A 10,733-nucleotide genomic window follows, 5' to 3' on the forward strand; every position below is an offset into this window, starting at 1 on the left:
GATCAACAGGAAATAACGCTTTTCTTCCTGTTCCAGGCGGGAAATTTCGGCGATGCGGGTTTGTACTTCTTTCTCTTGTTTTTCTCGATCGATTTTGCCGTTAGCCTCTTGCTGCTGTAATTCATTCTGGCGATCAGTTACCGATTGTTTTTGCTTGTTGATCTGATAACGGGCGACCGCCCCTTCTTCTACCAAGGGTTCAATATCCTTAAGAATATTACGCTCGATATCCAAGCTTTCTTGGCCCTGCTTCATCGAATTGGCATTACGAGTCTTAATTTCTTCTAAGACGAAACGATCATTGATTAATTGCGAGCGGGCATCGGCCAACTGTACCGTGGTTTGGGCTAATTGTTTTTCTAATTGTTCCATTTCCAATCTAGCGGCCGCTTGTCGAGAATTGGACTCCCGTCGGGCAGCCGCTAGACGGGCTAACTCATCCCCTTGTAAAGCAGAGCTAGAAGCAGCTCCACTGACCTGTGCTTGATAAAGTTGATTTTCTGCCACTAAAACGGCACGATTACGGGCTAAATCGGCGATTTCACTCGGTAATTTTAATTGAGCGATCGAACTCTCCACTTGTGCCGGTGTCAAATCCTGCGCCATTAAGAGACGATAGAATTGATTTTCCTTCTCGGCAGTGGCGCGAATTTTTGCCAAGGATTCTAACTGCACTTTCGAGGCACTGGAATCCATTAAAACCAGTAAATCACCTTTGTTAACTCGATCGCCGTCTTTAACTTTAACTTCCTGTACTACCCCATTCACCGGTGCTTGTACTTCTTGCACTTTGCCCTGGGGTTTAAGTTGTCCTTGGGCACCCACCACCTGCTCGATTTTGGCGAATGCTGACCAAATTAAAGCGGCAGTGGTGACACTCATTAATGTCCAGATAATCGTCCGCGACCAAATGGGCGATTGTTTCAGGATCACCGATTGTTCCGGTGGGCTGAAAGTGGGTAAGGAAGGGGTAATACTTTTATTTTTCGTGGTAGTGGCCACGTTTTTGCCCGCTTGGGTCAGTTCATCGCTTTTACCGTTGCCGTTGCCGTTGCCGTTTTGACCGTTGTTAGAATTATCGTTCATGGGGATTCTCCTATATTTAGGGTTTGCTGAAAAAGTTTTTCGTGGGTGTAGGGTGTGGGGTGTAGGGTGTAGGGTGTGGGGTGGTCACTGCGTGCGCGTTGCGGGGGGTTTTGGGGTATTAGTTGAAACTTCCCCATTTCCCCATTTCCCCATTTCCCCATTTCCCTATCCCCTAATCCCTGTCTCCCGACTGACTAGATTTGCGAATCCTGTTGTTTATAGAGGGTATAGTAAAGGCCTTTTTTCGCCATTAATTCCTCGTGGGTGCCTTCCTCCGCTACTGTCCCTTTATCCATCATGACAATAATATCGGCGGATTTGATCGAAGCTAGACGATGGGTGATAAAAAAGACCGTATGATCCTTGAAAGCTTCTTTGAGATTCAGACACACTTGCCGTTCGGTATTATAGTCGAGGGCGCTGGTGGCCTCATCAAGAATGAGAATTTGCGGTCTTTGCAGGACGGAACGAGCGATCGCAACCCGTTGTCGTTGTCCCCCCGATAGGGATGCTCCCCGTTCACCGACACGGGTATTATAGCCATTGGGCAGGGTCATAATAAATTCGTGGGCCGCCGCTGTTTTCGCTGCCGAGACAATTTCCTCCACAGTAGCATCGGGGTTAGTCAGGGCGATATTTTCCTGTACCGTACCGTCAAATAATAGGGTTTCTTGGGGAACCATGCCGATTTGACGACGCAGGGAATAGAGTTCCACTTTGTTAATATCGTAGCCATCAATGAGAATCCGTCCCGATTCTGGTTCATAGAGACGGGCTAACAATTTAGTGACGGTACTTTTTCCGGCGCCACTTTCTCCCACCAAAGCGACAAAGGTGCCGGCGGGGAATTCTAAATTGACGTTGTATAGTTGCAGGGCGCCGTGGGGATTGAAGCGGAAAGCGAGGTTTTCGTAGGTGACATGGCCTTTAATTAAGGGCATGGGTATATTTTGGCGATCAAGTTCCGCTTCTTGGGGAGTATCGACGATATCGGCTAATCTTTCCAGGGATAAGCCGGTTTCTTGGAAGTTTTGCCAGAGTTGGGTCAAACGCAGAATCGGCGAGGTAACGTAGGAAGCGATAATCCGGAAGGCGATTAATTGACCAAGGGTGAGTTTTTGGTCCAAAACTAAGGCCGCTCCCACCCACAGCACTAATAAACCCGATAATTGGTTAAAGAAGTGACTAAAGGAACCAGCCAAAGTTGAGGTCATTACCGTTTGAAAACCTTCGGCCACATAGCGCGCATAACGTTCTTGCCACTGCCAACGGGAACGCAATTCGATATTCTGTGCTTTTACTGTTTGGATTCCCGTCATCACCTCCACTAGATAGGATTGGGTTTCGGCGTTTCGTTCCGCTTTTGCTCGCAGTTGTCGCCGCACGATCGGTGCGAAAATAGCTGTGGAGAGAACTAAAATCGGCACGACTCCCAGGGCCCAAACGGTTAGAATCGGACTATAGATCAACATAACCACGATGTAGATAACCGAGAAAATGGCATCTAACACCACCGTTAGGGCTGTGCCTGTTAAAAATTGCCGAATATTCTCTAATTCGTTGATTCTTGTCGAAATTTCCCCCACTGGCCGCCGTTCAAAGTATTTCAGGGGTAAGCGCAGCAGGTGATCGATAATTTCTGAACCGAGGGTCATGTCGATGCGGTTAGTGGTATCGACAAAAAGAGATGTTCTCAAAAAGGTTAAAATCCCCTCAAAAACGGCAATTACTAAGAGGAAAACCCCGAGGGTGTTCAGAGTTTCCGGGCTATTCTGCACGATCACTTTATCGATAATCACCTGAATCATCAAGGGATTGGCCAGGGCAAATAACTGCACGAAGAAAGAAGCGATAAAAACTTCTATTAAGACTCGTTTATGTTTCTTGACAGAAGGCCAAAACCATGATAGGCCAAAACGCTGTTGCTGGGTGTGTTTGGTGGGTTTGAGCAGAATTACTTCCCCTTTTTCGCCCCAAGATTCCAGAAATTCGCTGGTTTTGCGTTTAATTATCCCCCGTTCGGGAACGGCGATCGTGGTTTCCCGTTGATTAATTTCGTAGAGGATAACGATGCTGTCTTGCCAGCGAATTAGGGCAGGAGGATTGATATTGGGCAAGGAAGTAGCATTTAGGGGTACTAATTGGCTATGGAGTCCCACTACCTCAGCCACAGCCCCACACAGGGGCAGGGAAAGGCTGCCAGTTCTTTGCAGTTGATCCCCTAGTATGCGTTGGATCACGTCCTTGCGAAAGGGGATATTAAAATATTTGCAGATCATCTGAAAACAGGCACTCACCGCCTCTAGTTCCGTTTTTCCCCTGAAAAAGGGATAGGATTTCCGGTTTTTCTCGACAGTTTTTTCAAGGTCGATATCGCTGGTGATGTCGCTTATTTTTCCCTGGGGGATATCTAATACCTGGGTGGGTTTATTTCCTTTGATGACTTGGGTTTCTAGGATATCATCCGTTTCTGTTTCTGCGGCCGCTTCGGTGGCAACTGTCAGGAATTCGTCTAACTGATTGGAGGAAAGACCTAATAAACGGGTGTTAGTCGGATTATTCTGGGTGATAACTGTGCCGATAGGATAATTATCGGTATTTTCGCTGACTAACCAGAGATAATCATCGTTAATCTGGTTGTAGGACACACAAGCTTTGTTTACAAGAGCTTGAGCAATTTCTTTCAGGTCCCCCCCACCCCAGGCCTGTTGATTAAGATAGGAGCCTAGGAGAGCATAAACTTCAGCGATCGAGGTTTCTTTAAAGAAATGTTCCTTAAATTCGGGGTAATTATTGATTAAATACCAAAAATCCTCTTCTTTTAAGGTTAAACAGATCGTGACTTCCGAAGAAGCGATAACCGTTTCACAGGGGGTACCGCGCAGAAGACTCATCCACCCGAATAAATCCCCCGGCTGTAATTTAGCCAAAGTAACTGGTAGGGGATTGTTAACCCTAGCATCGTAACCCAAAAGTCTGGCCTCTCCCTCGTAGAGAAGGACGAGGTGAGAGGGTAAGCGGTCGCACTTGAGTATCGCATTGCCCATCTCATAGCGAAAGGGTTGTAATTTCTGGCCGAGGGAACGTCTAACCTCGACGGGCAGGCGATCAAAGGGCTGTACAGTCTCCAGAAAGGCGGTAAAATCTAAGGTGGTATAACTCATTAGCTAGGCGAAAATTAACTAAGTTGGCAAATAATTAGGCGAAAAGGCTAGGTTTACCCAGTGTTGCAAGGAAATGCTATATAATCGATACCTGCTCGCTATTGACTGGGTTTGACGCGGAGATAAATTTCACTGTTTGCATTTGAGCCGTTAACCATTGTTGGAATAAATCATTGCGTAAGCGTTGACGGGTGGGAGGATCCAGTTCACAGGATAAGTATTTTTCTAACCGGACAATTATGACCCATTCTCCCACTTGCGCCGGCGGCCACAGTTGCCCCGGTTTACTTGCTTTGAGAATTTGCCCGATCTGGGGATGGGGGGCGCTCAGTTCCACAGGTCCAATTAGTCCTCCGGTTTCTGCTTCTGCCCCTTGGGAGTATTTTTTTGCTAGTTCAGCGAAGCTATTCTCTCGATCCTGTATCCGGAAAAATAGTTCTTGGGCAATGCCGATATTTTTTGTCCGAATCAGCGAATAAACCACCTTATCCAACTGATTTTTGACTTGCAAGAAGTAGGATTCTACTTTGTTATCCCAAGTCTCCTGTTTAAATTTTTCCAATTTAATGTCCCGAAGAATTAGATATTCTAGTTGTTCGGAATCCATTCCGTTTTGTTGTAACCAAGATTTCATTTGTTCATCGTTGGCAATTTGATTATTTTGATAGAAACGGGAATAGGCGGCGTTTCTTTCTTCGGGATTGCATCTGATATTGGCGATCGCTTGCTCGATAATTACTTCCCGGAATAACTGGGGCAACATACCATATTTTGCCAAAAGAGGCAATACCTCTGACTCGCTAACTTTTTGGTCGCCGATTTCAATAATTGAACTCATAATAAATACATTTTCCTCACAGAAAGGCTTAAAACTATAAACTCTAGAAGCTTCTAAATTTTATTGAGGTGATTATACGTCAAAAGAGCGATTTCAAGGTATTCCCCCCCATTCTAATTTGAGTTTTCCCCCGTGAAAGCCGAAAATTACAGAAATTAAAGGAATAAGTCGGTCATCCCGGCGGGGGTGGTGAGGGGAATTGGCCCGGCCGATAGGCCTCCCCAAAATCTGGCTCGGAAACCCCTAATCACGCCTCTAATTGACTAGAATAGACTTCTTGCAGAAGTCGGGTAAAGGGGAAATTTTAACCTTTAACCTTATAATATGCACCCCTTTTCCCTACATTTGCGGAAAATTTTTTTATTTATGCAAGAGATCTAATGATAGGATATAGGTCTGACTGCCTTGGAGAGGTGGCAGAGTGGTCGATCGCGCTCGACTTGAAATCGAGTAACCAGCAATGGTTCGTGGGTTCAAATCCCACCCTCTCCGTACTCAACCAATCAAATTTGGACTCAGGTTGCCCGATTGTTCGTAGAGAGGAGAAAATAAAATATACTAGGCTAAAAGGACAATATTGAGGCAGTAGCCCCCCGGCATGGTTTTTTGGAAAAGATTGTTTAATAGCTCGGAAGTCACTGCATCTCCTGACTATTCCGGAGACTTGGTAGAGGTTGCCCAGAATGACCTCGGACAGACGCGAGTGTTTTTTAGTACCGATCGAGAGCTAGATCTCTATGAGTTAGAAGAACTTTGTGACTCGGTGGGTTGGGCCCGTCGTCCTTTACGCAAAGTTAAAAAGGCGATCGAATGTAGTTTTTTAGTGGTGTCGATGTGGGAAGTGCGAGGTAATCGCCGTCGTTTAGTGGGTTTTGCTCGTGCCACTTCCGATCACGCTTTTAATGCTACAGTCTGGGATGTGGTTGTTCATCCTCACTATCAAAGTAAAGGCTTTGGTAAAGCATTAATGAAATTTATGATCAGGAAGTTGCGGGGTGAGGATATCAGTAATATAACTCTTTTCGCCGATCCGCAGGTGGTGGATTTCTATCGTCGTCTCGGTTTTGTTCTCGATCCCGAAGGTATCAAAGGGATGTTTTGGTATCCCGATTAAGAATGCCGCCCTTAGGCTATACTAAAAAAGGAGTTTATTTCGGGATGTAGCGCAGCTTGGTAGCGCGCCTGCTTTGGGAGCAGGATGCCGCAGGTTCAAATCCTGTCATCCCGACTTGAGAGAAAATTCTTAAAATCTTAACTTTGTCTCCTTTCCGGTTGACAAAAAAGGCTTCCTTCTTTTATTCCCAAACTCAGGTGATACTAAATCCGTTGAGTATAGGCTACTTAGGGTTTGCGGCAAAAAGTTTTTCGTGGGGGTAGGGTGTGGGGTGTGGGGTGTGGGGTGTAGGGTTTTACCGATTTTCAGGGGGTCAATTATCTAATTTTCAGGGAAAAAGTGCCTAAATTTCCCCCCCGATCACCCCAAGGTCTGGCACTTTTTGATGGGAAAAAAGTCTAAAATTCTTATCCAACAAGGTTTTTAGATTTATTCAGCAAACCCTACTTATGAGGACAGGCAAAAGGGGCAATAGATAATCAGTCTTTAATAACCGGATTTAGTATGAATTAGCCAAAAAATTAGGGAGTTTGGGGAGAAAAGCAGGAGATTTTTGGGGGATAACAAGGGTTTTTCTCTAGAAAAATTGCCCTTGCTTCCCCATATCTCCCACTCCTCCTTGTAATATCTCGACAGAGGATTATTCTTCTTCTTCGTAATCCTCCTCGAAATCGTCCTCCTCCCCTTCCTCATCAGCTGCTGACCAGCGATCGCTGATTGGTTGGCGACTAAAGCGACTGCTGCCGCGGGAGGAGAGGAAAGCCATTTCATCATCCTCTAAATCGACCACATCACCCTCAGCGTAGGCGCGAGCGGTTTGATCGTCAAGAATCATATCGCTATCGTCACTACTATCGCCGAAACCGGGACGGGGGGGGAAGCCGATACCGCCGGGGGCAGCGTAATAGCTACGATTGTTGTAGTTATATTCCTCTTCCGGGGGGGTGTAATCGCTGATCCCCGCCGTGTTTTCGTGGGAATTGAAGCCAGTACCCGCCGGAATCAGACGACCGATAATCACGTTTTCCTTGAGACCGCGTAACCAGTCGGACTTGCCTTCGATCGCCGCTTCGGTGAGGACGCGGGTGGTTTCTTGGAAAGAGGCAGCACTGATAAAGCTATCGGTATTCAAGGAGGCTTTGGTGATTCCCAGTAGTACAGGCGTATATTTAGCCGCCGCCCCACCAGTGATTGACATGGCTTCGTTTACCGTCTCCACCTGTCGCAGTTCCAACAATTCCCCGGGTAACATACTGGTATCGCCGCCGTCATCGATTCGCACCTTAGAGGTCATCTGACGCACGATCACTTCAATATGTTTATCGGCAATATCGATCCCCTGGGACTGATAGACCGACTGTACCTGATCGACGAGGAACATCTGGGTTTTTTCCAAGGCTTTCAGGGCTGCTTCGTAACTGCCCAAGCTATCCACATAATAATTAAAGAACACCTCTAAAATCTCGTGCGGATTAGCCTGACCATCGGTTAACGCCTGACCCACATCGATGCGCTGATTATCGCTCACCAGAGGGTTTTGACTGCCTAAAAGCGGATATTCACTGATTGTGCCGTCATCCTCGACCACCTTAATATCGACGATCTCAGAATCTTGGTACTCCACTTGGCAAAATCCCGGTTTGCGTGCCAGGACACAAGCCTCTTTCGGCTTACGCGCTTCGAGCAGTTCTTCGATTCTGGGTAAACCTTGAATGATATCCCCAGTTTTCGAGCGCTCAAACACCAACAGCACCAAATTATCGCCCCGTTGGACTAGATCTCCCTCATCGATGTGCAGAATTGCCCCAGCCGATACTCGGTAGGGTCGGGCGCTACGCAGACGTATCTCGTAGCCGGTGGCGGTTTTGTCAACGGCCAGCACTTGACCGGAATTGGGGGCTAAAACTCCGGCACCGATATCGGTTTCGGCGATCACCAGATCCCCAGCTTTGACGGTGGGAGCAACGGCGAACGGGAGAGTAAACTCGTCACGGTCACTCACAATTAAAAGACGGCGCACCGCTTCGCTACCCTTGCGAATCCCGCGAATTTCTCCAACTTCCTTACACTGGATCTCGGTTCTGGCCACCACTGCTCCTGGTGGAATTTCATCGCCATCTTGGACGAGAACGCGAGTCTGAATATTACCCCCTAAAGGATCACCATCACTATCCCGACGCATCACCAGAGATTCCAGAATAACTAACTGTAAACGCTGACAATCGCTGTCCTCAATCGGTTCTAACTCGATATCGGCCGTCAGATGGGAGACCGATTCTGGTTCTTCGCTAGAAATTTCTAGGACTAATTGAGTGCTGATCAGTTGACAACCCTCGACGGATTTAACTCTTTCCCCGTCTTTAAAGAAGATGCGCTGCACCGATCGCAGTTCGATATGTCGTCCTCCTTCTTGGTTAGCGGAACCTTGGGTGGGAGAAGTGGATTGGTCTTGCACGGTGAACTCCTGTACCGGTCGCAGTAGTAACCCCAAACCCTCGTTAGTTTCCACCCATTCCGCTTGCCGTAACTCCTCGATCGTGACTTCAGGGGTTAACTGTGTCCCGGGGTAAATTAACTGTTCTTGGGCAATTCCGGAGGATTCCGGTTCGAGATCCATAAATAACAGCCCCGGTTTGACAATGATCTCCCGGAGGATGTCATTTTTCTGGATGACTTCCACCACACCGCTAGAGTTACAGAAGATGTCTTTAACCACTTCTTCCCCTGCTTCCACATACTGCCCATCTTCCACCTGTAAGAGGGAGATATCTTTATTGACTTCGTGGGTTTCTTCGGGAATCCAGAGGATCGTGCCGCCTTTGGTGATTTCATAACCCTGTTTGCGGCTGCCTTTGGCGACTTCGATATCGACGTATTTAATCATCCCGCCGGTGTGGGTTTGATAGCGATCATCGATTAACTCGGCGACAATGGCATGATTCTGTACTTTTGTCCCCGGAGTGGTTTTCAGCAGGAAGCGTTGACCATCGACCGTATGAATAATAAATTGTTCCCGACCGGCACTACTTTCCACTTTTACTTCGGCCTGATCCAAGGACACGGAAGCGGTGACGATATCGATTTCCCGGCTATTGGGGGCTAAACGCACCAAACCGCCGTTAGTGGATACCAACTTAGTTTCCGCCAGAACATCCCCCACTTGTACTTTATCGCCGTTACTGACCACGGGTTCAGCCCCGGTTGGCAAGTTATACACTTCTCCGGAGAGAATCCATAGTAATCCCCCCCGTTGGGCGATGCGGGTGGTGTTGCCTTGGCGATCGGTTTTTTCCTCTGGGACTAATTGGGAGAATAGCACCTCGCCGGCTAAGTCACTGGTTACGTCTTTTGTGGCTTTTTCCGTGGATTTTTGGACTTTATCGGAGGTAATTTCCGCTAGTAACTGTTCCTCGCTTACTGTTGCCCCATCGGTGACGAATAGCAGTGAACCAGGAGTCAAAGAGTAGGTGACAGTTTCTTTAGTTTTATCCTTGGGTGTTAATTTAATTTCCCCCGGTGCCTCCACCTGATCCCGTTCATCTCCGTGGCGAGTTCGCACGTTACGGATACTTAACCCCGGCAGAAAACGCACGGTTCCCTCGAAGGGACTTCGCACTTGCCGGGCTACTTCTCCGGTAAATACGCCCCCGGTGTGGAAGGTACGCATGGTTAACTGAGTCCCCGGTTCCCCGATCGATTGGGCGGCAATAATTCCCACTGCTTCCCCCATATCTACCGGATGACCGTGGGCCAGACTCCAACCGTAACAGGTTTGGCAAACCGAGCGGGCTGCTTCACAGGTTAAGGGGCTGCGGACTTTGATTTTATCCACCAGTTTGCCCAGTTTTTCCGCCGTTTCATCATCGATAATCTGGTTGCGGGTGGCGATCACTTCTCCATTGACCACCACATCTTCAGCCAGGGAACGACCTAATAGGCGATCGCTTAAGGGAATTAACACGCGATCGCCATCGGTCATGGCGGTTAATTCGATGTAACGATTGGTGCCACAATCGGCCTCGCGGACGATGACATCTTGGGACACATCGACGAGACGACGGGTCAGATAACCGGAATCTGCCGTCCGTAGGGCTGTATCAACTAAACCTTTGCGGGCCCCGTAGGAGGAAATAACGTATTCGGTAACGGTCAATCCTTCCCGGAAGTTAGTCTTAATCGGGAGGTCGATAATTTCCCCCTGGGGATTAGCCATTAATCCCCGCATTCCCACTAACTGACGCACTTGGCTCATATTACCCCGCGCTCCAGAGAAAGCCATCATATAGACGGAGTTGAGGGGATCGGTAACTTGGAAGTTGCGAATTACTTCATCCTTAAGTGATTCAGATGTACTATTCCAAGTGTCAATTACTTTTTGGAAGCGTTCCACTTCGGTGATTTCCCCGCGCACATAACGCTGTTCGGTTTGCCGGATTTCCTGTTCGGCACTTTCGATCATTTGTCGTTTAGCCGGCGGTACGGTTAAATCATCCACACTAATGGAAACCCCTGCTTTGGTAGCGAAACGAAA

5 protein-coding genes and 2 tRNA genes are annotated in these 10,733 nt (G+C 47.7%); 3 read left to right on the forward strand and 4 right to left on the reverse strand.

What is annotated here, in order from left to right:
- The 3 genes from PX484_RS09225 to PX484_RS09235 all read right to left on the reverse strand — a co-directional run.
- The coding region (locus tag PX484_RS09225) for a biotin/lipoyl-containing protein (RefSeq protein WP_288103572.1) at window positions 1-1,086 on the reverse strand (1,086 nt) is incomplete at its 3' end.
- A 194-nt stretch (window positions 1,087-1,280) separates the two neighbouring features.
- Window positions 1,281-4,250 (reverse strand): peptidase domain-containing ABC transporter, encoded by a 2,970-nt coding sequence (locus PX484_RS09230; RefSeq protein WP_287668473.1) that lies wholly within the window; start codon window positions 4,248-4,250, stop codon window positions 1,281-1,283.
- Window positions 4,251-4,326: 76 nt separating this feature from the next.
- The gene (locus PX484_RS09235; protein WP_287668471.1) at window positions 4,327-5,088 is read right to left on the reverse strand and encodes a peptidylprolyl isomerase; all 762 of its coding nucleotides are present in this window, start codon (window positions 5,086-5,088) and stop codon (window positions 4,327-4,329) included.
- Between the two features lie 407 nt (window positions 5,089-5,495).
- Here PX484_RS09235 and PX484_RS09240 point away from each other — a divergent pair.
- From PX484_RS09240 to PX484_RS09250, 3 genes are all read left to right on the forward strand, one after another.
- Window positions 5,496-5,580, forward strand: a tRNA-Ser gene (locus PX484_RS09240).
- Between the two features lie 106 nt (window positions 5,581-5,686).
- Window positions 5,687-6,202, forward strand: a complete 516-nt coding sequence (locus PX484_RS09245; RefSeq protein ID WP_002736326.1) for a GNAT family N-acetyltransferase — start codon at window positions 5,687-5,689, stop codon at window positions 6,200-6,202.
- Window positions 6,203-6,242: 40 nt separating this feature from the next.
- Window positions 6,243-6,316: transfer RNA gene (locus tag PX484_RS09250), tRNA-Pro, on the forward strand.
- 526 nt (window positions 6,317-6,842) lie between these two features.
- Here the strand turns inward: PX484_RS09250 and PX484_RS09255 are convergent.
- On the reverse strand, window positions 6,843-10,733 hold a 3,891-nt coding region (locus tag PX484_RS09255; RefSeq protein WP_288103576.1), incomplete at its 5' end, for a DNA-directed RNA polymerase subunit beta'.

Source organism: Microcystis sp. M49636_WE2 (assembly GCF_030065375.1).
Lineage (GTDB): Bacteria > Cyanobacteriota > Cyanobacteriia > Cyanobacteriales > Microcystaceae > Microcystis > Microcystis aeruginosa_C.

Coding starts and splice junctions, on each gene's coding strand:
- PX484_RS09230 (WP_287668473.1), bottom strand. CDS start 4,250: ATGAGTTATACCACCTTAGATTTTACCGCCTTTCTGGAGACTGTACAG.
- PX484_RS09235 (WP_287668471.1), bottom strand. CDS start 5,088: ATGAGTTCAATTATTGAAATCGGCGACCAAAAAGTTAGCGAGTCAGAG.
- PX484_RS09245 (WP_002736326.1), top strand. CDS start 5,687: ATGGTTTTTTGGAAAAGATTGTTTAATAGCTCGGAAGTCACTGCATCT.